The organism is Scytonema hankhaensis NUACC26, from assembly GCF_045865695.1.
GTDB lineage: Bacteria > Cyanobacteriota > Cyanobacteriia > Cyanobacteriales > Nostocaceae > Scytonema.
On record NZ_BAACAP010000208.1, the window covers coordinates 43,098 to 67,901 of the forward strand.

Genomic DNA, 24,804 nt, shown 5'->3' on the forward strand with positions numbered 1-24,804 from the left:
AAAGGTGTATAAACGCACTAAAGCCTTTACTAAGGACAAAGGACTAATGACCAATGACCAATGACTAATGACGAGTTTAAAGTTGGATTAATAAATTATCAATGGCTTTAAATAGTAAGTTGGATGTTTCGCGATCGCAAATTTCATGACTATCTAAAACCGATTCTAAAATTCGTTTCAAATTCAGCAATTTGAGACTGTTTGGAATTCGAGCTGCCAAAATAGCTTCAATGGCTCGTCGATGACCAACCGCCCCTAAATCAAATACAGCAGCCCAACGCAAATACATATTCTCGTGGTTAAGATTTTTAAGAATGCGTTCGATATACTGGGGTTGTTGAGTCAAAAGATACAGGTAGCGAGATGCTGCACACTGTACTCGTTCAGAAGGATGATTGAGAAAAGACTCTATGTGAGAACGAACTGACCAAACTTTTAACGTAGCTAAAGCTTCAATAAGCGCTTCGTATGGTTCCTCTTTAGTTGATTCCAGAAGCTTGACTAAAGGTTCAACAGCCCTTTTATCTCCAATAGTTCCTAAAGCTTGGATTGCTGCTTCACGCAGGCGCAAATCCTCCTCACACTCTAGTGCTGCGATTAAGGAGGTGACAGCTTGTGGATTCTTCAGTTGACCTAACGCCCGTGCTGCTTGACGACGTAGAGGATAACCACCGTTGGGAATTCGATAACGTTTGTCAAATAGGGCTTCACATAGTGCCGTACAACTTGCTTGTATCTGGTGCTTTCCTAACCACCAAGCTGCATAATAGCGGATTTGATTATCTTCGCTTTGGAGCGATGCGATCGCAGTTTCTGCTGATAGAATTGGTTCTGTTTGGTGAGTGGTAGTCATAATAATTCGTAACTCGTAATTCGTAATTCGTAATTCGATTGGTAATTACAAATTACGAATTTTGAATTATGTTTTTAAGATTGAGTAATGCTAACTATCTTACCGCCACGCTTGTGAATTTCTTGATAGGTGGCTGACAGTCTTTCATAGGGAACAGTGTAGACTTGTCTGCTACGGCGTACTGCCACACCAGTGTTCTGTGAACCCAGAACTGCTTCAATAACAAACACGCGATTATCGCCTCGTACAGGAGAACTGATGAGGGATGGCGCGGCTGCAAAGCCACCACCAGATGGTGATGTTGATGGCACAATCATGTTTGCCAAGTTCATCGAGATCTTCGATCGCAAACGGGAATTTTTCCCACCATATTGCGAGTTATCGCTGTTAGCGCTACCACGATAAAGTGCGAATATGCGGTTATAGCCAACTGTCTTCATTCCCGGAATTGATTTGAATCCACGATAATAGGGAACGACATAATTACCAAAAGCATTTTCATATTCTGGGCTGTAAATGTAGGACTCTATGTCAGCATCATAGCCACGAGAAGCGTAGAGGTCTACATGATAGGAAATTTCTGACTGGTCGTAAGGAGCGCGTCCGAGCAAATGTTTGTAGTTTAATTCAATGAAACGTCCTTGGGAGTTCTGTTGAAAAAAGCGCTCTTTGTAAAAATCAGATTTAGCTAAAATCTCAACAAATTGTTGGACATTAATTTTACCGTTCCGCAACAAAGATTCGGCGCTTTTGAATTTTTCACTGGCATAGACTCCTTGGCGTCCAAAAATCTGTTCGTAAGCAGCCCGAAACACCAGTTGCAAATCATCTTCGTTCCAATTCTGGCGTAGCTCAACTTTTTTGCCTATCCAATCGTTAACGCCTAGTCGTTCTACAACTGAACTAGTCATCTTTCTTAAACTCCAATTTTGCTAATTGCTCATTACTTAAAATTCGTGGCTAATGGCTAATTGCCGACCGCTAATTGCTATTAATGTTATTAGCAATTAACCATTAGCTATTAGCTATTAGCCACTAGCAGAAGACGTTAAGTTGTTTATTAGCTCAATGCATTAATCGCATAGTTGATGTAGGTGTTAGCTTCACCCGCAACGTCACCACTTAAACCATGATTGTCGCGAACAAATTCTAGCGCTGCTACATACCAGCTTGGGGACAAACCAAGAGCGTTGTTAAGTTCGTTTAACCCTGCAACAACATATTCATCCAAAGGACCAGTACCGCCTACTACACAGCAGTAGCTAATGGTGCGGAGGTAGTGATCGATATCCCGTACACACTTGTTTTTACCTTCTTGGGTAGAAGCATATTGCGGTCCTTGCATTTGAGTGGTGTAAGGGAATTTTTGATAGACGTGGTTAGCTGCTGCTTCTGACCATTTTTTACCATTTTGAGAAAATGCTTTGGCTGCTTCTAAACCTGCACGCGCACGGTTGAAACGACCAAAAACAGCTTGCATTTCGGTGTTGCTTAAGTATGTACCGCGAACATCAGCAGTTGCGATCGCTTCAGTGAGTGGGGTCTTCATGGTCTTCTTAATCTCCAAATGTTAACAGATATAATGGCTTAGAACTGAGAAATTTTTCCTCGAAAATCTCTCTGATTCTTACGTTCTTTTCAAGCAACTTGGTTGGGAAAAATGATGTTAAACAACAGCAGAAGCAGCCCGGTCGAAATAGCTAGCCACTTCAGACATGAGTTGGCTGCAATCTCCTTTGGTAATGTTATTGGGATCGTTAGCAATTTTGATGGCAGCATCTTTCATTTTTTGAACTCCAGAAGCTACAGCATCACCAGGAGTACCCAATGCTTGGTAGGTTTCACGCAAACCATTTAAGCAGCGATCGTCCATAACGCTAGCATCACCTGCTAATACAGAGTAAGTGACATAACGCAAAATGAATCCTAAATCGCGGATGCATGCAGCTTGATTACGATTATGGAAGCAAGCACCACCAGCATTGAAAACTTCGGGACGTTCTGCTACTAGAGCGCGATATGCATTTGACACAATAGAGGATGCATTACTAGTGAGACGATTTACTGTATCTAAACGCTTGTTGCTATCAGCAACTAATGTTGATAATCCGTTAATTTCGTTATCGCTCAGGTAAGAACCTTTTTTGTCAGCTTGTTCAACAACTTTAGAAAAAGCATCTAGCATCGTTCTTTTCTCCTCAATTTTATTGCCGCTTATCCAATTTCTGAAATTCGCTTGCGGTCGCGTTCAAAGCAATTCGTAAATCGTAGCAGAAGAACATAGCAATTCAAACACAAACCCAGAGCATAATTACCAAAAATTATGGTTACATTGTGCTATCGATATTGTTTGTTGAAGTCTTTGCTTTTTGCTCGATTTCTTAATTACTTTTTAGATTTTATATAGTGCTTGAGTAGATTTCTTATTAAGAATTGTAATTTTGTGTAAAACCTGACAGCATTTTGCAAAAGCTCTTTGTCAGTCAGGCTTTTAGCACGCTCGATATAAATGGATTTTTACAATTCGACATATTCCTTCGTCTATCTTTATCTAATTGGACTATCATCTAATAATTCGTCAAAGGTAATCTTACTCACAATTAGACTGAGAACGATAGCAAATTGAAAGCGAACTTTTATGTAAATGTATATTAAGTTAAATTAAGAAGATTTTGTAAAATTTCTCATTTTTGTATTTGTCAAGTTTGTATCTGTAGGAAGATGAAAATCCAATATAAATTTTTCTAATTATGGATTGACAATATAGACAATTGACAGTAGGAGATTACTCTCTTCCCGTCAGAAGACTACCATTGCAGGTAGGTGGGGCTATGCCCTACAACGGCGAATGTACGGCATAGCCCTACCTACAAAGTGAGTGGAATTTTAGAGCCCAAAGGGAGTAGTTTCCGGTCACTGGTCACTGGTCAGGTGGTCACTAATTACTGGTCACTGGTCACTGGTCAGGTGGTCACTGTTTCCTGTTCTTCGTCGTAAAACCTCAAGTAAAGTCATAAATGTCTGAGGAAGAGGTGCACTAACTTCTATCCATTCCCCAGACACCGGATGTTGTAATTTCAATTTCCAAGCATGAAGTGCTTGACCGGGTAAGTTAACTCCCAAAGAACGACCGGAACTGTAGACAGGATCGCCAACAATGGGATGACCTATTTGAGCGCTGTGAACTCGAATTTGATGGGTGCGTCCAGTTTCCAACTGAAAGTGCATTAAGGTGTAGTTGCCTAAACGTTCTCTCACTTTCCAATGCGTCACTGCCACTCTTCCACCTTTTTCCACAGGAACAACTGCCATTTTTTTACGATCCACTGGGTGGCGACCAATGGGTAGATCGATCGTACCGCTTTCCGTTTTAGGCGCACCGTAGACGATCCCCAAATATTCGCGACCGGCAGTTTTTGCTTTCAGTTGCACTTGCAGTACTTGATGAGCTTGTTCTGTTTTGGCGATCGCAATAGCCCCAGTTGTATCCTTATCCAATCGGTGAACAATTCCCGGTCTTTGAACTCCTCCAATTCCTGGTAAGTTGGGACAGTGAGCTAAAATCGCGTTTACAAGAGTTCCATCTTGATGACCTGGTGCGGGATGAACAACTAAACCTGCTGGTTTATTAATAATCAGTAATGAACTATCTTCGTAAAGAATATCTAAGGGGATCTCTTCGGCTTTAAGTTCTAGTGGTTCTGCTTCTGGTATGTTCAGAGCGATCCGATCCCCTGCTTTTACAGATATCTTTTTGGATGTGCAGGATTTCCCATTCAATTGAACGTTACCTTGCTCGATTAACTGTTGAATCCTAGAACGAGATAAATTTGGTAGTTCTTGTGAGAGATAACGGTCTAAACGCGCATCCTTGGAAGGAACAGATTGAGTACTTTCTTCTGAAACTTGTATATTGATTTCTGTCATACCGTTAGATTACTAATTGTTCTGTTTTGCTGACTCCTACTGTTAATGCAACGCCCACCACAAGATTGATACACTCAGTATTACTCTCTCTAAGTATGTTGTAAAAATCAAATAGGATTTCTCTAGTGGCTTTGTAAAGATTCTGTGAAGTTTAAATGCGATCGTTCTTTATTGAAAGATTTTGTTGTTAGGTATAAAAAAGTGAGTTCCTTTGCTAGTATCTTTTGTTACTTTTTTCTTGATAATACTGATTTCTGAAAATCCCATATCTTGTAATATAGCAATCCTAAATCATTCGTGAAAAAATTAAAGCACTGTAGGGTGGGTAATACCCACCACTAAGACTTTTGGTGAGTATTGCCCATCCTACCCGTATTTCACAAATTAAAGAAAATAGCTACATGGGTAATACAATGCTTTGCCGAAAGGGTTACATACAATGTACATTAATTTCTGAGATATATAATATGGAGATGTCTTATTGATTTTCTCAGGTGAATATTTGCATATTTTGTATAAAATTAGACAAACAAAAAAAGACGTTCCTAAAAAGTTTGTATAAATTATTTCTTTTGAACAAATTAAAGCTCAGTTTTGTAGACAAAATTCTCTCTCTTTAGGAAACTAACAAAGTTACTGAAAGGTTAAGTGTAAAATTTCCAAATAAAATTTCTCTCTCGAGCGAAGCATTTACGATCGCATCTGACTTTGTGTATAAAAAAAACACGTATTATTAACGTTCTACTGCTCATAATAAAAGTCTCCTCACGATAACTAGTAATATTAAGAACTTATTGAGCAGTATTTTTACTATAAAAAAAATTAGGGCTGATTTTCTGCTACTGAGAGTATAAAGTTTTAATAATTTCTCTCCTGATAGATAATTAAGTATATACACTGAAAAAAAGACCACGTAGTATACAACCTAACAAGACATTTATGTTAAAAGAGTAATGACCTTTTATAGTTTCTTTATTCACTTATATTACTCTTTACACATCCTTTAACTTTTTTTTGAAAATTATAGTAACCTAAATGATAGAGAGCAAGTTACTTACCATCTACCCTAGTGTGAGAAGGTTAAGCTGTTTATCATCTACCGTTAACTAAAAATTTTTATATTTCAGGTATGCACTGCACTTCTTAAATTTCGTTAAAAAGTTCTAGAATTGGCATCGTATGCCCCAGGGTGACTGCCCATCGTACAGCAACGTCAAAGTGTGTTCCCAAATGCGCGGGAAGAATGGAATCTCTTCTTCACTGTCTTCAGTGCTTTTTACCGCGTAGTGTTGTTGTATGAGTTGACATCCAGTCCCTTTGGAGGAATCGTACCATGAATTTTATTCGAGGTAGTGTTCTAAGTTTACTAGAGACAGAGCTATCGAGCGAACAAGTGTTAAACAAAGATAGCAAGTGCTCTCAGAATTTACCTATCTGCCCAAGGCATATGAAAAGACAAGAGAGTCTTGATATGCGATTGTGTCAAATAAGAACTTTTTTGGAGAAAAGCTGTCTACCATATCAACACTTTGCAGTTCGTCAGACTTTGCGGCTTAGTACGCTTGCTCAAATCTACCTTAAACAGATGCTTAGATTTTCTAAAACAGTTGTTGGTGATTCCATCCTTGCCCTTGCCAAGGATAATATAGCCGAAAAAACTATAAATTTACCGGGTTACCAAATTAATTGAGTAGGAATCAGACATCTCCAAACAAAACTCCCTAACAATAAGTACCGCCAGTTTTGTGAACTAGTTGTAATTTCACAATTCTAATTTCTACAACTTGGGTTTCACAAGAACAAGGGTAGTTAGAAGAGAAAGGAGCAGGTTTATGCCAACATGGGCAATTTGCTGTCTATATGTTGCAATTATCCTGGCAAGATATTGTGAATCATAAATTTGTTCGTAACCCCAATTTGGTTGCAAATCCTAATTTCAATTTAGAGCCATGAATATGACTACACTTCCCATTGGTAGATACAGGTTTTTCCAGAAAATACAGCCGCTATTTCTACTAAGTAAAATAGCTAGTAACACCAATACTGGTTGTTGGCAAGTTTATAGTCCATCGTCTTCCTGGCTAATTTATATGGAGAAAGGCAAACTCGTTTATATGTCCTATAGCGAGCAAATGTTTGATATTCTTCATAGAAATTTGCAACGGCTCAGCGAGCAAGTCCCTAATCTTCGGAATGCGATCGATAGACACTTCCAATCATTATTGGAAACTCAAAAGAATAACCAATTTGTAGAAACTCCAGAGTATAGAGCTATTTGTTGGTTAGTTAATGAAAATCACATGACTTCTGCAGAAGCAGGAATGTTGATAGAGCAAATGGCACTAGATGTGTTGGAGCCATTACTAAGTATTGAAGATGGAAGCTATGAATTCATACCAGAAAATAACTTAGGCGATTTACCGAGATTTTGTCGTTTAGATTTACGAGTGCTTTTTGAAGAATGTCAAGATAGACAGCGACAAAGAAAGGCTAAACCTGCAAGTGCTCAACAGCAATGCATACAATTTATCAAAGCAAAAGCACGAAAATATCAAGCCAAAATTGAGAAAAAATTTGTCAAACAAGATAGTCATGAAGTCATCAATGACTCCACTCAGTTTTTCAAGCCTAGTATTAGCGATCCCGAAACAGAAACTGATAATACAAAACAAGAAACTTTTCAACCTATTACCGAGCAAAAACTTTATAAAGTTGTTTGTATTGATGATAGTCCAGTTGTTGTCAATGCTATTACAAACTTTTTAGATCGACAAATATTCACCGTTACAGGAATTAGCGATCCTCTTAAAGCGTTAATGCAGATTATCCGTATTAAACCAGACATCATTTTATTAGATATTGAAATGCCCAACTTAGATGGGTATGAAATTTGTTCATTATTAAGAAAACATTCATATTTTCAAAACACACCCATAATTATGATTACGGGACGAACGGGATTGATCGATAAAGCGAAGGCAAAAATGGTTAAGTCCACAGGATATCTGACAAAACCTTTTTCACAAGTAGATTTACTAAAAATTATCTTTCAAAATATCAAGTGATTCAATTTTGGATTTTGGATCGAGAAAATCTTTCTTAGAGGATGTTTGTAAAGTCTACCGTTGTATCAAGATCCCCCCATCAGCCCCCAACCCCAGAGGGGACCCCTAGCCCCCCAACCCCAGAGGGGACCCTAGCCCCCCTTAAAAAGGCTACGGTGTACACACAAGTTGAACTTACCCCCCTTAATCCCTCCTTATAAAGGGGGGAAACTAGATTTCCAGTCCCCTCCCCAATACATCGGGGAGGGCTAGGGTGGGGTAAAATAAGGCTAAAATGCAGGTCTATCAACTATTTCAGACTTGTGTGTACACACAAATTAGATTTACCCCCCTTAATCCCACCTTAGAAAGCTACGGTGTACACAGATGTCTAGAAAAGATATGAAACATCCTGAAAACAGGAGAGTTTGATTTCAATTCCCCCCTTTTTAAGGGGAGCCAGCGCTCTCCGGAGGGTCTCCCTCCGTAGGCGACTGGCGTGGGGTTAGGGGGGATCGAAATCGTAAGAATGCACTTTCAGAGACTTGTGTGTACACCGTAGCCTTAGAAAGGGGGGAAATTTAATTTCCAATTCCCTGACCTTTCCAAGGGAATGCTTCCCCCAATCGCTGAACATGAAACAAACTAAATTGATTGGAGTCGGCGTTTTTGAGGAACTCTTCCAACAGTCTTGCTTCTGCAAGATTGTCCTCAATTAACAAAATTTTCACGCCCGCTCGCCCCCTATGGAATTATGAATTATAAATTATGAATGATGAATAGAAGGTTTAAGCATTCAGCATTCAGCATTCAGCATTCATAATTCATAATTATTCAGATGGTAAAGTCACGGTTGCTAGCCAAAACTCTTCTATTCCTTTGACAATTTTGAAAAGCTGGCTGAGGTTGCGGGATTTAGTAATGTAGCAATTCACATGCAAATCGTAGGTGTGTAAAATATCATCTTCGTTGTGTGAGGTTGTTAGCACGACGACAGGAATGCGTTTGAGATGAGGATCGGCTTTAATTTCTGCTAAAACTTCTCTACCATCTTTTCTTGGTAAGTTTAAATCTAGCAAAATAAGGTCAGGACGGGGTGCATCGACATACTCCCCTTCTTGACGCAAATAAGCCATAGCATCCATACCATCCCTAGCCGTAATGACTTGATGCGGTACTGTACTATTTTTCAATGCTTCTTGAATCAGACGAACATCAGCTTTATTGTCTTCTACCAAAAAGATTGTTTTGTACTTTTCTTCCATTTCTGCGCTCACGATCGCGTCCTCCGACTGGAATGGTAAAGTAGAAAGTTGCTCCTTCTCCGAGTTGTGACTCTACCCAGATTTTTCCCCGGTGACATTCGACAATTTTCTTACAAATTGCCAAACCCATTCCCGTACCTTGGTACTCATCTCGCGTATGCAAACGCTGAAAGATGACGAAAATGCGATCGCTAAACTGGGGATCGATACCAATACCGTTATCCCGAACAGAAAACAACCATTCATCCTCTAGGCGAGTTGCTCCTATATGAATTTCTGGTGTTTTGTCACTCCGGAACTTGATAGCATTACCGATGAGGTTTTGGAATAACTGCATCAACTGGGTACTATCAGCCATCACAGTTGGTAACTCATCATAAGTAATAACAGTCTGAGTCTCATTGACTCGCTTTCGCAAATTAGTCAAAGCACGTTCCAAAGCTGTATCAACATCTGTGAGTTCAAACTCGATCGCCTGCATATCCACTTTAGAATAAGCTAGCACATCGTCAATCAGAGTCTGCATGAGACTGACTCCCTCAACAACGTAACCAATAAACTCCTTAGCATCTTCATCAAGTTGGCGATCGTAACGCATCTCTAACAACTGCGCGTAATTTGCCACTTGATTGAGAGGTTCTTGCAGATCGTGGGAGGCGACATAAGCAAACTTTTTCAATTCAGCGTTAGAACGTTCCAAATCGTGTGCGAGTTGAGCGAGTTCATCAGCCTGACGCAATACGATGTTAACAATTGCTTTTCGCAATTCCAGTGCTGCTTTTATTTCTACGGGTCGCCATGATAAAGAGGTTAAACGAACTGTTTCTTTCCATAGTTCAAACGATTTTCGGGGTTGCAAGTGGAAATTCCCTTCTGTTTGGCTCAACTCAAAAGCCTTATTGGGATCGCCCCCCCAGTTTACTGTTTGAATGACTTCTGGTCTAAACCACAAAACATAATTTCGCTTAGATATGGGAATTGCAAGTAACCCACTCGCAACATTTTTAAATCTTTCAGCATCCGGATAAATATGTGGCAAAGAATTTGTATAGAAGACTTCTTCTTTGACATTATTCCGTAACCACTGAACTAAGAAATTCAAATCTTCTTCTTTGGGAGTTTCACCAATCAACGTGTAATTTCCACCAAAGCAGATAGCTGCACCTTGAGCGCTCGCGAGATCGAGAAGACTTGGTTGATGTTTAACTAGCCCATCAATAAAATTTTCTTCTTGCGCCATATATTCAACCAATGCCGATCGAATAGACGTTAACTGCATGCGGTAGTCATAATCTTCCGTTTCTTCTCTGGCTGAAAGTTCTGCAAAAATGACTCGACCTAAAAATTCGCATGCTTTCCGTAACTCATAGGCAACATATTTGGGTGTCTGATGATGACAAGCAATGAGACCCCAAAGTTTTCCTTCTTTAATCAGAGAAATAGTTAAAGAAGCACCCACACCCATATTATGCAAGTACTGGATGTGACACGGAGCCGCACTTCTGAGGCTAGAATTTGTTAAGTCAAGCGGACGTTGAGTAACTGGATTATTGATGGGGAAAATTTCTGATTGTTGGGAACGAGTATCCGGTATGATTCTAATCCAATTGGAAATAAATAACCTTCTTGCTGGTTTGGGAATATCAGATTCTGGGTAATGCAAACCCAAGTAAGGTTCTAGATGGTCTAGTTTTTCTTCAGCAACAACAGAACCATGCCCGTCATTATCAAATTTATAGAGCATGACGCGATCGAATCCAGTAACCTTTCGGACTTCTTGAACAATAATTTGGCAGAACTCCCTAATATTGCTTGTTTCTCCTAGTTGGTTAATGGATGCTCGTGCTAAATGATAAAAACTTAAAAAGGGAATATTATCCTGAGCGATAGCAGGCTCTAATTCCAGAATCAAAAATCCCTCTGGGTTGCGGTGAAAAACCGCGTCAAAGACGACATAATCATCACCTTTTTTCCTCACCCAAATTTTTGTAGGATTGATGAAATCTAGGCTATCTTCTAAAAGACCTGCTTTAATTTTTTCGATTTGAAAAGGATCGAGTAACTCTTCTAGTTTTTTGTGCAGCAGATTTACCGGAGCCATACCAAATACCGAAGAGACATTGGTGCTGACTTGCAATATAGTTAACTCAGGTTCTTTAAGGACTAGAAGAACTCCATGTGGTTGAACTTGACCGGAAATATGTATGGGAGCTTCTTTTAAGCTAGTTACATTAATGTTTTGTTGTAAATCGCTAAGCACTTTGAACCTCTATTGTTAATAGTTGAGTAAATTCATTGTAGTTTGTGTCATCGATAATTTTTGAAATCTTATCTAAAGATACATGACTTATCAAATCTTGTTTACACTTTATAAAATTTGATTTTCCTTTTTTAAGGTATGTTGTCTGAAAAGTTTTGACGAATTTAATTTCCTACTACACAAACAATTACTACAGTAGTCTAGCTGACTATCTACTTAGATGTCTGATAATAAATATTAAAAGTCAGTGATTGGTTGCACAGCAGATGTGTAGCTTTGTTAAACCTTATGAAAAAATCTTTAACAAGCGTGCCATTCGGTCACTGGTCACTGGTCACTGGTCAAATTATGTTATTTTCACAAGCCAATGGGGAAACATAAGATGAAAAATTAGGTGTTGCCCTATAATGAAAGTCGTTTTACAACACAGTGAAGAAGATTGTGGTGCTGCTTGCCTAGCAACCATAGCACAACACTATGGTAGAACTTTAGCTATAAACAAAATGCGGGAATTAGTAGGTACGGGTAGCCAAGGTACTTCTCTGCTTGGTTTAAGACGAGGAGCGGAAACCTTAGGTTTTAATGCTCGTGCAGTGAGAGCAACTCCTGAATTAATAGAACGATTGGATAGAATTTCTCTCCCTGCCATCATTCACTGGAAAAAGTATCACTGGGTTGTATTATACGCACAAAAGGACAAAAGATATATTATTGCCGACCCAGCAGTAGGTATTCGCAAGCTTCACCGTCAAGAGTTATTAGAGGGTTGGGCAAATGGTGTCATGTTATTACTGACTCCGGATGAAGCTCGCTTTTACCAACAAGAGTCAGATAAAATAGCAGGCTTTGGACGTTTCCTCAAACGAGTTTTACCCTATAGCAACATTCTTGCAGAAGCGATCGCAATCAATATTGTGGTTGGACTTCTTTCTCTGGCTTCTCCTTTTATGATGCAAATCCTCACGGATGATGTTTTGGTGAGGGGAGACATGCAACTGTTAACTACCGTAGCCATTGTAGTTCTTACTATGAATGCTTTTCAGGCTGCTATTGGTATTATTCAATCTCACTTGGTAGGACAATATGCTCAACGCCTACAGTTGGGATTAATTTTAGATTACGGGTATAAACTCCTCCGCTTGCCCTTATCTTATTTTGAAACTCGTCGCAGTGGGGAAGTTGTCAGTCGCATTGATGATGTAGAAAAGGTTAATAGCTTGGTTTCTCGAATTGTTTTGGGTTTACCCAGTCAATTTTTTATCGCTGTCATCTCTTTGGGTATAATGATTTTTTATAGTTGGCAGCTTTCTTTAACTTCCTTATTTGTCTTTATGATAATTATGGGTGCCAACTTGCTATTTTTACCAGCTTTGCGGCAAAAAACTCGCAGTCATATTATTTTAGGTACGGAAAGTCAAGGTTTTCTTGTAGAAACTTTTCGCGGGATTCAAATTCTGAAAACAACCCAAGGGACTCATCAAGCCTGGGAAGAGTATCAAGCTAATTACAGCCGCCTCGCTAATTTAAACTGGAGTACCCTGAAGCTGGGGTTGTATAGCAGCACAGTTACAAATACACTCAGTAGCTTGACAAATATTGGTTTACTTTGGTTAGGCAGCTACTTTGTCATTAATCGTACCCTCAGTGTAGGTCAATTACTTGCCTTTAACGGCATGAGTGGCAATTTCTTAGGCTTTTTAAGTTCGGTGGTAGGGTTAGTTGATGAATTTATCGCTGCTCAAGTCGTGATTCAACGACTCACAGAAGTCCTAGATGCTACAGCAGAGGATGAAAACGATAATAAAAAGCCTTGGGCGCAAGTTCCTGCTGATACAGATATTGTTTGTACTAATCTTAACTTTCATCATCAAGGTAGAGTTAGTTTATTAAAAGATTTTTCTCTCACCATTCCAGGGGGAAAAGTAACAGCCTTAATAGGACAATCAGGTTGTGGCAAAAGCACTTTAGTCAAGTTAATGGCGGGATTATATAACATCGAATCTGGTAATATTCGCTATGGTATTTACAATCAACAAGATTTATCTTTAGAATGTCGCCGTCAACAAATCGTATTAGTTCCCCAAGAACCGCACTTTTGGAGCCGTTCAATTATTGATAATTTCCGTTTTGCCTATCCTTCAGTTAATTTTGAACAAATTGTCAAAGCTTGTCAGATAGCTGGTGCAGATGAATTTATTAGCAACTTACCAGATAAATATCAAACTACATTAGGAGAATTCGGCGCAAATATTTCTGGAGGACAAAAGCAAAGATTAGCAATAGCTAGGGCGATTGTTACTAACCCACCAATATTAATTTTAGATGAATCTACAAGTGCTTTAGATCCAGCATTAGAAACTAAAGTTTTAGATAATTTATTAGAGTATCGTCAGGGGAAAACAACTATTATGATAAGTCATCGCCCCAGAGCGATCGAGCGGGCTGATTTTATTGTACTGTTGGAAAAAGGCGAGTCCAAACTGACTGGGACTCCCGATGAACTACGTCAGTTACCCGGTCAGCACTTGATTTTTTTAACTTCCTAATCATATGTGGCAAAAATCTTTTAAGACACGATCGGAAGAAATTGTTGATTTGACTCTCATATTACTACACATTGGCGAGTAATCTTGCTTTTCTCAAAACAAATTGCAATACAGTTTCTTCTTGAGAAAGAATATCAGCGCTTCCTTCCATTCCTAGTTGAATAGCACATTCTTTTCCCGCCATCTTCAATATATAGTTTTCCGGTTTGATGTTCACCTTGTAACTAGCTGCTTGTGAAATTCCCCTCATTCCTAAAGAAGAGTTAGAAGAATTTAAATGAGATTGAGGTTCTATTGCATCTGGAGAAATACTACTCACTGTACCTTGTAAAGAGCCATAGTCGGGATAAGGACAAGCAGATACGCGTATATATACTTTTTGTCCTAACCGAATTTTACTGATTTCCTCAGAAGGAACATCAGCTTTGATTTCCAGAGGTGCTTCACTGGGTGCAATTTGGGCGATCGTGTCTCCAGAACGAATGACTTGGGAGACGTTTCGTAAATTGAGTTGTGCTATTTTTCCAGAAGCAGAAGCACGAATTATGAGATTTTGAAGTTCGATTTCTATCTGTTCGATCTCTTTTTGGTAAGTGCTTAATTGGTTTTCTGGTTCTGTTTGTCGTTGAATAAGCAGTTCTCTTTCTTGCTGGAGTCTAGATAGAGTTGCTTCTCCTCTGGCTTTTTCTTGAGCAATTCTCTCGCGAGCGATCGCCACTCCTGCTATGGGGTTAAGGGTAGATTTTGCTTTGTTTAATCTTGCTTGGGCTGCTTCAATAGCTCTTTGTTGCTTTTCTACAGTTTGATTGTGGGCTTCTACTATTGCTCGTTGAGAGTCTAGGGCTTGTTGTTGTTGTTGAACTGCTAGAGTCACTTCTTCATATACGTCTTGAGAAAGCGCACCAGATTCGACTATCGGTTTATAGCGATCGCGTTTGGCGATTGCTGCTTTTAATAAGGCTTGGGTTGCAAGTGAATTAGCTTGGGCTGATTTTAATTCAGCTTTGGCTCTTTCTAAATCATTTTGAACTAATTTTAAGTTAGCTGCTGATTCTTCTATTTCGGTGGTGGTGCTAATTTGACTATTATGGTATTCCGTTTGAGTGCCTTGTAATTCAGCTATAGCAGAGACTGTGGCGCGATTTGTTTGTTCGCTTTCTGCTTTAATTTGTCTATCTAAAGCAGAAATTTGAGCAGTTATTTGAGTTGATTGAACAATAGCTTGTTGAATATTCCCAAGAAGTTGGCTTTTCTTCATTTGTAGTCGAGAGCCATCAAGTATAACAATGATATCTCCTTGTTTAACTTGCTGATTTTCTTTTACTAAAATGTCTTTTACTATCCCTTCCGTCGCCGCTTGTACTAGGCGGAGTTCTCCAGCAGGACGAATGCTAGCAGGTACTTTCACTGTGGTTTTATATTGGAGGACACTTGCAAGGGTAACGCTTGCAACAAAGACAGCTATAAAAACCAACCCGCCAATAGTTGTCCATTTCCCAATCGGGGGTAAAAAATCTTCTACAGTAGCAGCAGTTAAAGAGTTAAGATTAATTTCTTCTGGGCGATCTATTGCTTTTTCCACCTTTATGAGGGAACTAGAATTGGGGACGGAAAAGATATCAGCGTTAGTCATAGTTAAGTAGAAGAAGAGCAGTTTAAGAAGTTATAAAATTTTCAATCGTATTTAAAGTGTAGTAAGCAAAAAGCTCTGCCTTTAATTGCTTCATGGAGGCAGAGCTTGAGTAACTCCATTTCTCGGCTAGAATTTAGAAATGAGGTAGATAATTGGTTTAAGTTCCGTTAGTTTAATTTCCGTCTAATTGACCCGATCCTACAAGTCCGGCTTCTTCTAAAGCTATCTCACCTGCTGTATATACCCCAAGTGCAGTCATTCCTCCGAGCTGAGTCACTTCGTTAGCTGAATTTGCTAAAGTTTTTACTGTGTACTTTTCAACTTTCTTTGTGAATTTCTTCCACCAACTTTTCCCTCCTGTTAACTGTTCGCAGCATTCATCTGATAATGCTTCAAACAATTCTTCTTGGCTTTCAATTGTCAAGTTTTGATTTCTGTTAATAGACATAATAAGTTGTTTTTCCGATTCAAAAAACTTAGATTTATTTCATAAAAGACTCAGCAATCAAATAATCTGTGCTCTTCTTTTACTCATCCATCAACCTAACAAAAGAAATTCTCTATGTCCAGTCTTGACAATTCACTTTTTGAAAGCTAATCATCTCCATCGAGCTTTTTTTTATCTTTTATCAGTATTTTTATCAATTAGTTTAACGATCTAAATATAGGCAATACATATAATTTAACAAACTCTTGAGTTCTTGTTTTAAAGTTTCTTTGGCTTTTAAACACAGTTTTATCCCTCATTGATTGACATATTTAATTACTATTTATAAAATATTTATAAGCTCAATCCCAGTTTTGAAGCGATTCTTTAAAGTTATCAAGAAATTTTCTAAGTTTTTTCTAGTTATTTACCCCGCTCTCAAGTTCACTTAATTACTCCCTTTCCGGTCTAAGATTACCTATCTTCTTTTTCTTCTTCCTTCGTGCTCTTTGCGACGCCAGGTGCCTCAACGGGGGTCTCCCCCGTTGAGGCGCTGCTCTCCGCAACGCACTGGCTCGTCTTTGCGGTTCATTAAATTAGGTATTCTTCTAGCGGTTCGGGAGTAGTTATCACTAAAATAGCGTCGTTCTTTACGCCTTTACGTGAAGTCATAATCATTACTCAACCGGACATGAGATAAAAGAAGAATGAAACCCAACCTACAAAAAACCTTCTAAATCCAAGAATTGAACCACATTCTCATAGGTCTATACTCAAAATTTGAGAGAGGTAAACCTAAATAAATCGGCGTCCAAAAAACAAAGGCTATGATAATCAAAAACGTAAGAGTTAAGCCAACAGCGCGAATTTGAGTATGGTAACTGTGGAAGCATCGATCTACAAGCCAAGCGATCGCTAGAAATGCAAAGACCACGGCTGTCATATAATGATAGATGAAAAGGCAACGATCGACTTTTACCCAGGGTAATAAATTCGCTGCATAATTTACTAACAAATACAAAACAATCCAAGTATCATTGCTTAGTTCAGCAGACAAGAACAACCTTTTTTGCCCAATCCAAAACTTGACAAATCGTTGAATTAGTGCTCCTAATAAAAATATAAGTGTAGCAGCACCGAACCACCATAAGATGGGATTGCCCATAGCATGAACATCGTAAATGACTTTTCCGGCTTCAGGAAGAGGCGGACCTATAACAGGTATCGGATCTTTAAGACTTGTTGCTGTTTGGTAGAAATAAGCCATTGGTCGAATCATTAAAGGCCATGTATACCAAGCAGAACAATAAGGATGTATTTTAGAGCTATTACCTAGACGTTCGTGAAATCCTAAAATCTGCTTGTGAACTTCTACAAACCCATATCTTGTATCTAATTGTAGGTGAGGAATCCATAGAAGACTGTATATAATTGCAGGGATAATTCCTAAAAAAAATAGAATTTGAACAATATTAAGTTGAGGGAATTTTTTAAGTGGAGTTGATGGAGCTTCTAAGCGGTTAACGACTTTATGTTTTGTCTTTCTTTTACTAAAAGGTAATCTGGTAAGTGAAGGCAAAAAAGAAGTTTTCTGAGTTTGCTTTTCAACAATAATGTCTCGCTCGCCTTCGGAAAGCAATTCATCTTGATGTTCGCGTTCGCCCCTGGCGTAAGCCGTACCCGGCTTATCGCGCCCTATTTTCTTTATGTGAAAAGATTGCAACCACTGATTTCCCCATGCTATTATCCACATAAGATAAGCACCTAGTAGAAACCATAAACCATTCCATTTAGTGGCACAAGAAGCACCAAAAGCTACACCAGAAAGAACTAACCAAAAGCTTCGCCATAATCGTTGATTAGAGAGTGCTAAAAGTAGAAACCACTGACCTAATAAACCAAAAATGACAATATACTGATTGATTAAAGCGTAACGGGATTCTACAAGAAAGATACCATCACAAGCTGTAAACAAACCAGCAAGTAAAGCAAAGCTATGACGGGAACTGATTTGATAAGCGATCGCAGCAACAATTATAGGAATAAACGAGCCAGAAAAAGCATTAATCCACCGATAACTAATAGGTGACATTACCGAACCAGCCAACCCATTAACCTGGTTTTGAAAAAAAGGAATTTGATGGCTAATCCAAATACCTATAGCAATAATGTATTTCCCTAATGGTGGATGACCGTCAAAAAATGGGATATTTGTCAGATAGTTGTTGCCAAATTTAGCATAATAAACTTCGTCAAAAACTAAGGTATTGAATCGTCCCAATCCCCAAAATCGGAAGGCGAGTGATAGCAAAAATACACTCGCCATGCTAAGATAAAACGCTTTTTTTGTCATTAGCCGACAGTTAAGAGCCACTAGTTAATAGTCACTAGCCACCGGTCACCGGTCACCGGTCACCGGTCACTGGTCACTGGTCACTGGTCACTGGTCACTGTTTTCTACTTTAGCGACTTCCAACATAGTTTTTAACACGGAATCGGGATTGAGGCTAATCGAATCAATTCCCTGTTCCACGAGAAATTGAGCAAATTCTGGGTAATCACTCGGTGCTTGACCGCAAATGCCGATTTTTCGATTGTACTTTTTAGCGGCGACGATCGCAAACCTAATCATTTGCTTGACTCCTTCACCGCGTTCATCGAATAACCGCGATACCAAAGCCGAATCCCTATCTAAGCCTAGCGTTAGTTGAGTCAAGTCATTGGAACCTATAGAAAACCCATCAAAAACTTGTGCAAACTCCTCAGCCAGAATGACATTATTGGGTAACTCGCACATGACATAAACTTGCAAATCGTTGACACCCTGCTTTAAACCATTTTTTGCCATTTCTTCCAACACCAGACGCCCCTCACTCGGAGTGCGACAGAAGGGGATCATAGGAATGACATTTGTTAATCCCATTTCATCCCGAACTCGTTTCATAGCTTGGCACTCTAAAGCAAAAGCTTCTTTGTAGCCATCATCATAGTAACGTGCTGCACCCCGCCATCCAAGCATTGGGTTTTCTTCTTCTGGTTCAAATTGTCTACCACCTAACAAGTTAGCGTATTCATTACTCTTAAAATCTGACATCCGTACTATAACTGGTTTGGGATAAAAAGCAGCAGCAATTCTACCTATACCTTGGGCGAGTCTATCGACAAAATATTGCGGTTTCTCATCATAAAGTACGGTTATAGTCGCCACTTTATCTTTAACAAATTCATCATCTAGCTCGTCGTAATGAATTAAAGCCATTGGATGAGTTTGGATGTGGTTAGCAATAATAAATTCTGTTCTTGCCAAACCGACTCCATCATTGGGAATTGCAGACAGACTAAATGCTTCCTGGGGATTACCCACATTCATCAGTATCTGAGTGCGAGTGCGAGGCAAATTCTCTAAGGGTACTTCCTGCACTTCAAAAGGTAATAATCCCTCATAAACTCTTCCTTCTTCTCCTTCCGCACAAGAAACAGTAATTTCTTGACCGTTTTTCAAAATTCCCGTAGCATTGCCACATCCCACAATTGCAGGGACGCCTAATTCTCGTGCAATGATCGCTGCATGGCAAGTCCTCCCCCCCTGGTTGGTGATAATCGCACTTGCTCTTTTCATAATTGGTTCCCAATCGGGATCGGTTCTATCTGTGACTAAAACTTCTCCTGCTTGGAAATCTTCAAGTTTGTGTAAATCTGTAATTAGGTGCGCTTTTCCTTGACTGATTGCTTCTCCAATAGCACGTCCTGTAAGTATGGGAATTGGAGCTTGGTGATTGGCGATTGGCGATTGGGCTAACTTTTCCCCAGTCCCGAGTCCCCAGTTTCCAATCCCCGATAAACGATACGTCCTTAAAACATTTTGTGTCTTTTGTGATTGAACTGTTTCCGGGCGGGCTTGGACGATGAATAATTCCTGAGTGATGCCATCTTTTGCCCACTCGATATCCATCGGGGTGTATGTATTATGAACTTGAGAATAATGATCTTCTATTAAACAAGCCCAATGAGCTAGTTGTAAGATTTCCTCATCTGTTAAAGCATATTTATTTCTTTCTGTTTGAGGCACTAAGACATTTTTGGTAAATTTTGTGCCATCATCGTAAACCATTTTTAATTCTTTGCTGCCCAATCTTTTATCAATAATTGGCTTGTATCCTTCTCGTAGAGTTGGTTTAAAAACATAGTACTCGTCTGGGTTGACAGAACCTTGCACTACGTTTTCTCCCAAACCGTATGCTGCTGTAATCAATGCAGAATTTTTGAAGCCTGTTTCGGTTTCAATTGAGAACATAACGCCAGAGCATGCGAGGTCGGAACGCACCATCTTTTGTATACCAACCGCAAGAGCAACGCTAAAATGATCGAACTTTTTAATATGTCGGTAAGAAATAGCTCTGTCTGTGAATAAGGATGCAAAGCATTTATGGCATGCTGCTAAGACACTCTCGACTCCTGTGACGTTGAGGTAAGTTTCTTGTTGTCCTGCGAAACTAGCATCAGGAAGGTCTTCAGCTGTGGCACTAGAACGCACTGCTACATCTGTATCTGGATTATATCGTTTGCAGAGAGCTTCGTAAGCTTCGACAATGGCTTCTCGTAGCGGTGTAGGGAATGGCGTATGGAGTAGTAATGCTCGTGCTTTTTTCCCTCGTTCCCGCAAGTTTTTGACATCTTCGACATCTAAGTCGGAAAAGAGTTCTCGTAGTTTTTCTTCTAACCCAGCTGATTGAATAAAATACCGATAAGCATAAGCCGTTGTAGCAAATCCAATAGGTACATTTACACCTTTTGGTGTAAGTTGTTGAATCATCTCACCTAGTGATGCATTTTTACCACCAACAATTGGTATATCAGTAATACCAACCTCATCAAACCAGAGGATGAGCGATCGCTCGTTTGATGATGCGTGCGATGAAGTCTTTTTTGTTGCTGTTTCCATCTAAAATTACCTCTTTAAGATTGATCCCTGATAGTTATCGATCGCCTTCCTATATGTATTATAGATCGCTACTCTATGTAAGTGTTTGTATGTTTTTTAGATTTCAACCTCATTTATTTAGCTACACTGGCATAGAAAACAATTTCGGAAAAATTAGTAGCGATCGCTACTGTATAAAATGTTTATATTAATTTTTATAAATAAAGTTTTTATTAACTGCTTTCTGTAGGGTTTGTAGAATTTTGAAAAAAGAGTGTGACACATAGTTCTTGTAAGGGCGCGGCGACCTTGCGCCCCTACGCCTAGATCTGTTGCAAACAATTGGTATGACCTGTAGGAAAAACAAAGTTTTACGCAAGATCTAGAACGAGTTGACTCGCTCCCTTGGTAAACTACCCATTGACACTCTAGTTTCGATCGCACCAACAGCTTTTACGGAGGGAGCAGTTATGGGCAAGTACGACAAAATCTTTAACTCCACCAAAACAACCAAGGAGAAACTAACCGCACAAGAAGCGGTAGCAGCGATTGGAGTCGTCACCTCAGCGGCTGATTCTAGCTTAGACGAGGTAGACCCAGATTACATAGCCGATATACTCTGGGAATTTCTGGAAGTTTTTGAAGAATATTCAGACGATCAAATGTTAGATCTTCTAGATAAACTTATGGCTATTGCAGAAGAAGATGGTGTAGGAGCATTATTTAACGCCGCTAAGAGTTCTCTCTCAGAAGACTTTGCACTAGATGCTTATGCTGCAGGGGTTAGCCTTCTTGTCGATGAGGAAGAAATGATTATTCCGAAAGGAAAAATGAACTTGCTCAAAAAGTTACAAGAAGCGTTGGGAATTGAAGATGATGAAGCTACAGAAGTCAAAGCTGAAGTTCTCGCCGCCTTTGCAGAGGAAGAATTAGAAGATGATGATGATGAATTTCTAGACGATGAACCAGGGTTTGAGGAATCCGAACTACAAATGTATGAATCTCCTACAAAAAATTTTGTAGTACCAATTCCGGTAGATACTCAACGAGGTGGTAGAGTCCAAGCTCAAGAAGGGTTAGTCAGCTTTTCTGATGATTTTGGGACTTTGTTAAGAATTGATTATTTCCGCTTGACACCACAGCAAAAAAAGGAACTAGCATCTGTAGGACACGAAGAATTTTTGCGATCGCTTCTCCTAGAACAATACGTACCGCAAGGAATTGTGGTTAACTTACCAGAGGCGCAAGTAAAACATACCAAGTATATAGAGGACGCCTTGGATGGGGCTTACTTCGTGCTCGTCGATATGCCTGAAGGTTCAAATCTGCCTAAGACAGGAAATAACGGAACCGCTAGCCGATTGGATGCTTATCGAGGACTTTTAGGATTTATCAGTGGTCATTTCTTATATATCGTCAGCAGCCAGCGTAGCTTCTTTGATGGAGAAACCCCAGGTTCCATTGAAGACGAATCTGTAAGAATCGAAGAAAGTCTTCTAAATTTCGTTGACACAATCGAATTTACATAGTGATTAGGGACTGGGGACTGGGAACTAGGGCTTTCCCTCGTTTCCAGGCTCCGTCTGGAAATGCTCTAGGTGCGATCGACCACTTATCTTTGACTGTAAGCGATCGGCATAGGTAAACCTAGAGAACAAATTTTACTTGATACTTTGTCGTAGCGATTTCAATAGCTTTTTCAATATCACTAAGAGTGGGGGGCGCAAAGAGACTAGACTTTTCTTCCTCACTCATGGATTCTTTTACTCGCAACCCTACTTCTGCAAAAAATTGTTCGGGTCTTGCTGGTGTGACCCTTTAATATCGTGCTTAGCCGACAGCTTCTCAATATAAGGTTTATCTGATGGTAATGAATTATTCAAAGATACTTGGCTCCGTTAACAAACGAGCAAGACGTGGCTTTTCTTGTGGTGGAGAATCTAGAGCAGCTTGAAAAGCTCGCCACTGCTCATCATCTAGTACAAAAAGACGGCGATCTGTCAATGTTTCCTGTGCCGCGAGCGAAAATTGTTCAACTGTAAAGGGAATTTTTCGTTGAGCGGGGGTATATTCAGGAAGTATGTTAATAACCCATGGCTTAAACATATTCTTCAATATGCAAGAGCCAATTAAGTGTCCACAGCTGTAAATCAGTTTTCAACTAAGACATTATGTAACACTTCTTTTACTGCCGATACTCGTTGGTCTAACGAATCCTCAGCTATCCAAATTCGTTCAAAATTAGCTCGTGCAGGCTACTCAACAAATACCCGTAAATGTTGGGTTTCGTTCCTCAACCCAACCTACATAATTTCATTGTTCCTGCTTAAGCTGCGACAATCGTTGCAAAAAATCCGCGTGTTGTTGTGAATTCAAACCTTTTTCCAGTATTGCTAAAACTGTTACCATGTCACCTGCTAATAATGCACGAATATCTAACCATAAACCTGGAAAAACATGACTTTTGATGACACCATCTGCGGCTTCCATTGACACATACTCGCCGTTTTCCAAGATGAACCAGTCCAGTTTCTCATTCAAAACCTGCCAGACAATGTACTCTTGAACACCATTGCGACAGTATGCTTCCTTTTTATCGTGTAGATCGTTTGCTGCACTGCTAGCTGCAACTTCTACGACTAATTCTGGTGCGCCTTCTATATAATCATCTTCACTTATAGATGAACTTCCTCCATACTCATAGCGTAGTAAAGCATCTGGCTGCGGTTCGTTCTTTCCATCTAACCGAACCGTTGTGTTGTCGTTAAGATCGACACCGCCAGTAGCCGCTTCGTAAACTCCTAACCAAGTCATCAATCTTCCATGCGGTTTGCCATGACTTCGCGATCGCACTGGAGATGCCATATACACAATTCCTTCTATGAGTTCTGCTTTCTTAATATGTGGCATTGCAGTATATCGACGTTCAAATTCATCGAGGTTCAGTCTATCTCCGTTTTCTAAGGGTGGGATGCGTATACTTTTGTTGAGACCTTGTTCTACCGATGCTGTCATAAAACCTCGTGATGCGGAATCTTAAATTGCTTTTGCGATAAGCCAACTACCTACGGGAGTACAGCCGTAGCGCCTGTAAGAGTACTATTTTTCTCTAGCAAAATCTAAACTCACAGAAAAAATCTTCTATGAAAATTTTCCGGAATGTTGTATAATTGAGCAAATGAGGAAGCGCTCATGTTGCCCAAGAGCACTTCCTCTAAAAAAATAAAAAAATAATATTCTGGAGCGATCTTAACATGACTAAAGCGCCGGAAGCAGCTCCTGCTGCGAATTTTTCAGAAACAGTTGCTCTTGAAGTTCAATATCTCATCCGTAAGCTAGCGAAATCAAGTAAAGACTTGATAAAAGAAGTCTGTGCCGAGATTAGCAGCACAAACCCCTGCATATTACTAGGAGCCGCTAAAGTAGGGCAGTTATTGCTGTTTCTCAAAGAAAAACTTAAGCCCAAACAATATGAAGAAGCTTTAGCCAATGCTTTAGGATGGTCAGCTAGCATTGCTAACCACTTGCTGAAGCTAGCACCCATACTTGGAAGCTTCACCACCAAACAACTCGATAAAATTAATCGCAACCTCTCAATGCCAGCACTCTACAAATTAGCCACAGGTCGAACACCAGTTGAAGTTATCAAGGCAATGCTGGAGAAAGCTTGTAACGAAGAGGTATCAAAGAAAGATATTCAAGTTGAAACCAAGAAATATAAGGAGAAGCAACCGAAGAAAGAGCCAACGCCATGGAGATATGCAGGTCGTGGGAGAGAATACCAGCCCCCCAGAATCTCCGAAGAAGCAGGGTTGGTTGTAGAACGACTTAGCGAACAGAATGGCAAACCGCGACGTTTTGTCATTGAAGATGCGGTATTGTTGCTAGCAGAGAAATTTCAGCAGGTCGTTTTTGCTCTGGCTTAGCT

General features: G+C 39.7%; 18 protein-coding genes and 1 pseudogene. 5 read left to right on the forward strand and 14 right to left on the reverse strand.

Annotation, left to right across the window (positions count from 1 at the left end; all coding sequences use genetic code 11):
* Positions 1–76: 76 nt before the first annotated feature.
* The 5 genes from ACKTT2_RS25780 to ACKTT2_RS25800 form a co-directional block, all read right to left on the reverse strand.
* On the reverse strand, positions 77–853 hold the full coding sequence (locus ACKTT2_RS25780; RefSeq protein ID WP_407891908.1) for a HEAT repeat domain-containing protein: 777 nt from the start codon (positions 851–853) through the stop codon (positions 77–79).
* Positions 854–927: 74 nt separating this feature from the next.
* Positions 928–1,764 carry a phycobilisome rod-core linker polypeptide gene (locus ACKTT2_RS25785; protein ID WP_407891910.1) on the reverse strand — a complete coding sequence of 279 codons (837 nt, stop codon included), beginning with the start codon at positions 1,762–1,764 and terminating at the stop codon, positions 928–930.
* 149 nt (positions 1,765–1,913) lie between these two features.
* Positions 1,914–2,402: a bilin-binding protein gene (locus tag ACKTT2_RS25790; protein WP_407891912.1), complete on the reverse strand. Its 489-nt coding sequence runs from the start codon at positions 2,400–2,402 to the stop codon at positions 1,914–1,916.
* Positions 2,403–2,519: 117 nt separating this feature from the next.
* Entirely contained in the window at positions 2,520–3,038 is a 519-nt protein-coding gene (locus ACKTT2_RS25795; protein WP_407891914.1) for a bilin-binding protein, read from the reverse strand.
* Between the two features lie 764 nt (positions 3,039–3,802).
* The gene (locus tag ACKTT2_RS25800; RefSeq protein WP_407891916.1) at positions 3,803–4,780 is read right to left on the reverse strand and encodes an RluA family pseudouridine synthase; all 978 of its coding nucleotides are present in this window, start codon (positions 4,778–4,780) and stop codon (positions 3,803–3,805) included.
* 1,333 nt (positions 4,781–6,113) lie between these two features.
* Here ACKTT2_RS25800 and ACKTT2_RS25805 point away from each other — a divergent pair.
* Both ACKTT2_RS25805 and ACKTT2_RS25810 read left to right on the forward strand, forming a co-directional pair.
* Positions 6,114–6,470, forward strand: coding sequence for a hypothetical protein (locus tag ACKTT2_RS25805; protein ID WP_407891918.1), 357 nt, complete (start codon positions 6,114–6,116; stop codon positions 6,468–6,470).
* A 265-nt stretch (positions 6,471–6,735) separates the two neighbouring features.
* On the forward strand, positions 6,736–7,845 hold the full coding sequence (locus tag ACKTT2_RS25810) for a response regulator (protein ID WP_407891963.1): 1,110 nt from the start codon (positions 6,736–6,738) through the stop codon (positions 7,843–7,845).
* Between the two features lie 593 nt (positions 7,846–8,438).
* Here the strand turns inward: ACKTT2_RS25810 and ACKTT2_RS25815 are convergent.
* The 3 genes and pseudogenes from ACKTT2_RS25815 to ACKTT2_RS25825 form a co-directional block, all read right to left on the reverse strand.
* Positions 8,439–8,555: pseudogene (locus tag ACKTT2_RS25815) on the reverse strand (hybrid sensor histidine kinase/response regulator); the annotation flags it as partial.
* Positions 8,556–8,654: 99 nt separating this feature from the next.
* On the reverse strand, positions 8,655–9,101 hold the full coding sequence (locus ACKTT2_RS25820; RefSeq protein ID WP_407891920.1) for a response regulator: 447 nt from the start codon (positions 9,099–9,101) through the stop codon (positions 8,655–8,657).
* On the reverse strand, positions 9,046–11,349 hold the full coding sequence (locus tag ACKTT2_RS25825; protein ID WP_407891922.1) for an ATP-binding protein: 2,304 nt from the start codon (positions 11,347–11,349) through the stop codon (positions 9,046–9,048). Before ACKTT2_RS25825 ends, ACKTT2_RS25820 begins: the two co-directional genes overlap by 56 nt.
* A gap of 407 nt (positions 11,350–11,756) precedes the next feature.
* On the opposite strand from ACKTT2_RS25825, the gene ACKTT2_RS25830 reads away from it, so the two are divergent.
* Complete coding sequence (locus ACKTT2_RS25830; RefSeq protein WP_407891924.1) at positions 11,757–13,895, forward strand: peptidase domain-containing ABC transporter; 2,139 nt, start codon at positions 11,757–11,759, stop codon at positions 13,893–13,895.
* Positions 13,896–13,959: 64 nt separating this feature from the next.
* On the opposite strand, the gene ACKTT2_RS25835 is transcribed toward ACKTT2_RS25830, so the two are convergent.
* From ACKTT2_RS25835 to ppsA, 4 genes are all read right to left on the reverse strand, one after another.
* Complete coding sequence (locus tag ACKTT2_RS25835; RefSeq protein WP_407891926.1) at positions 13,960–15,528, reverse strand: HlyD family secretion protein; 1,569 nt, start codon at positions 15,526–15,528, stop codon at positions 13,960–13,962.
* A gap of 172 nt (positions 15,529–15,700) precedes the next feature.
* Positions 15,701–15,976, reverse strand: coding sequence for a hypothetical protein (locus ACKTT2_RS25840; protein WP_407891928.1), 276 nt, complete (start codon positions 15,974–15,976; stop codon positions 15,701–15,703).
* Positions 15,977–16,688: 712 nt separating this feature from the next.
* Entirely contained in the window at positions 16,689–18,308 is a 1,620-nt protein-coding gene (locus ACKTT2_RS25845; RefSeq protein ID WP_407891965.1) for a dolichyl-phosphate-mannose--protein mannosyltransferase, read from the reverse strand.
* Between the two features lie 87 nt (positions 18,309–18,395).
* Positions 18,396–20,897 (reverse strand): phosphoenolpyruvate synthase, encoded by a 2,502-nt coding sequence (gene ppsA / locus ACKTT2_RS25850; protein WP_407891930.1) that lies wholly within the window; start codon positions 20,895–20,897, stop codon positions 18,396–18,398.
* 449 nt (positions 20,898–21,346) lie between these two features.
* On the opposite strand from ppsA, the gene ACKTT2_RS25855 reads away from it, so the two are divergent.
* Positions 21,347–22,405, forward strand: coding sequence for a tellurite resistance TerB family protein (locus ACKTT2_RS25855; RefSeq protein WP_407891967.1), 1,059 nt, complete (start codon positions 21,347–21,349; stop codon positions 22,403–22,405).
* A gap of 346 nt (positions 22,406–22,751) precedes the next feature.
* On the opposite strand, the gene ACKTT2_RS25860 is transcribed toward ACKTT2_RS25855, so the two are convergent.
* Both ACKTT2_RS25860 and ACKTT2_RS25865 read right to left on the reverse strand, forming a co-directional pair.
* Positions 22,752–22,982, reverse strand: a complete 231-nt coding sequence (locus ACKTT2_RS25860; protein ID WP_407891932.1) for a type II toxin-antitoxin system TacA family antitoxin — start codon at positions 22,980–22,982, stop codon at positions 22,752–22,754.
* Positions 22,983–23,189: 207 nt separating this feature from the next.
* Positions 23,190–23,891, reverse strand: coding sequence for a Uma2 family endonuclease (locus ACKTT2_RS25865; protein WP_407891934.1), 702 nt, complete (start codon positions 23,889–23,891; stop codon positions 23,190–23,192).
* Positions 23,892–24,130: 239 nt separating this feature from the next.
* On the opposite strand from ACKTT2_RS25865, the gene ACKTT2_RS25870 reads away from it, so the two are divergent.
* Positions 24,131–24,802, forward strand: a complete 672-nt coding sequence (locus ACKTT2_RS25870; protein WP_407891936.1) for a hypothetical protein — start codon at positions 24,131–24,133, stop codon at positions 24,800–24,802.
* Positions 24,803–24,804 lie beyond the last annotated feature (2 nt).

What these genes read in the sequence shown, in the direction of transcription:
- ACKTT2_RS25780 (WP_407891908.1), bottom strand. Translation starts at nt 853, where the DNA reads ATGACTACCACTCACCAAACAGAACCAATTCTATCAGCAGAAACTGCG.
- ACKTT2_RS25785 (WP_407891910.1), bottom strand. Translation starts at nt 1,764, where the DNA reads ATGACTAGTTCAGTTGTAGAACGACTAGGCGTTAACGATTGGATAGGC.
- ACKTT2_RS25790 (WP_407891912.1), bottom strand. Translation starts at nt 2,402, where the DNA reads ATGAAGACCCCACTCACTGAAGCGATCGCAACTGCTGATGTTCGCGGT.
- ACKTT2_RS25795 (WP_407891914.1), bottom strand. Translation starts at nt 3,038, where the DNA reads ATGCTAGATGCTTTTTCTAAAGTTGTTGAACAAGCTGACAAAAAAGGT.
- ACKTT2_RS25800 (WP_407891916.1), bottom strand. Translation starts at nt 4,780, where the DNA reads ATGACAGAAATCAATATACAAGTTTCAGAAGAAAGTACTCAATCTGTT.
- ACKTT2_RS25805 (WP_407891918.1), top strand. Translation starts at nt 6,114, where the DNA reads ATGAATTTTATTCGAGGTAGTGTTCTAAGTTTACTAGAGACAGAGCTA.
- ACKTT2_RS25810 (WP_407891963.1), top strand. Translation starts at nt 6,736, where the DNA reads ATGACTACACTTCCCATTGGTAGATACAGGTTTTTCCAGAAAATACAG.
- ACKTT2_RS25830 (WP_407891924.1), top strand. Translation starts at nt 11,757, where the DNA reads ATGAAAGTCGTTTTACAACACAGTGAAGAAGATTGTGGTGCTGCTTGC.
- ACKTT2_RS25835 (WP_407891926.1), bottom strand. Translation starts at nt 15,528, where the DNA reads ATGACTAACGCTGATATCTTTTCCGTCCCCAATTCTAGTTCCCTCATA.
- ACKTT2_RS25840 (WP_407891928.1), bottom strand. Translation starts at nt 15,976, where the DNA reads ATGTCTATTAACAGAAATCAAAACTTGACAATTGAAAGCCAAGAAGAA.
- ACKTT2_RS25845 (WP_407891965.1), bottom strand. Translation starts at nt 18,308, where the DNA reads ATGACAAAAAAAGCGTTTTATCTTAGCATGGCGAGTGTATTTTTGCTA.
- ppsA (WP_407891930.1), bottom strand. Translation starts at nt 20,897, where the DNA reads ATGGAAACAGCAACAAAAAAGACTTCATCGCACGCATCATCAAACGAG.
- ACKTT2_RS25855 (WP_407891967.1), top strand. Translation starts at nt 21,347, where the DNA reads ATGGGCAAGTACGACAAAATCTTTAACTCCACCAAAACAACCAAGGAG.
- ACKTT2_RS25860 (WP_407891932.1), bottom strand. Translation starts at nt 22,982, where the DNA reads ATGTTTAAGCCATGGGTTATTAACATACTTCCTGAATATACCCCCGCT.
- ACKTT2_RS25865 (WP_407891934.1), bottom strand. Translation starts at nt 23,891, where the DNA reads ATGACAGCATCGGTAGAACAAGGTCTCAACAAAAGTATACGCATCCCA.
- ACKTT2_RS25870 (WP_407891936.1), top strand. Translation starts at nt 24,131, where the DNA reads ATGACTAAAGCGCCGGAAGCAGCTCCTGCTGCGAATTTTTCAGAAACA.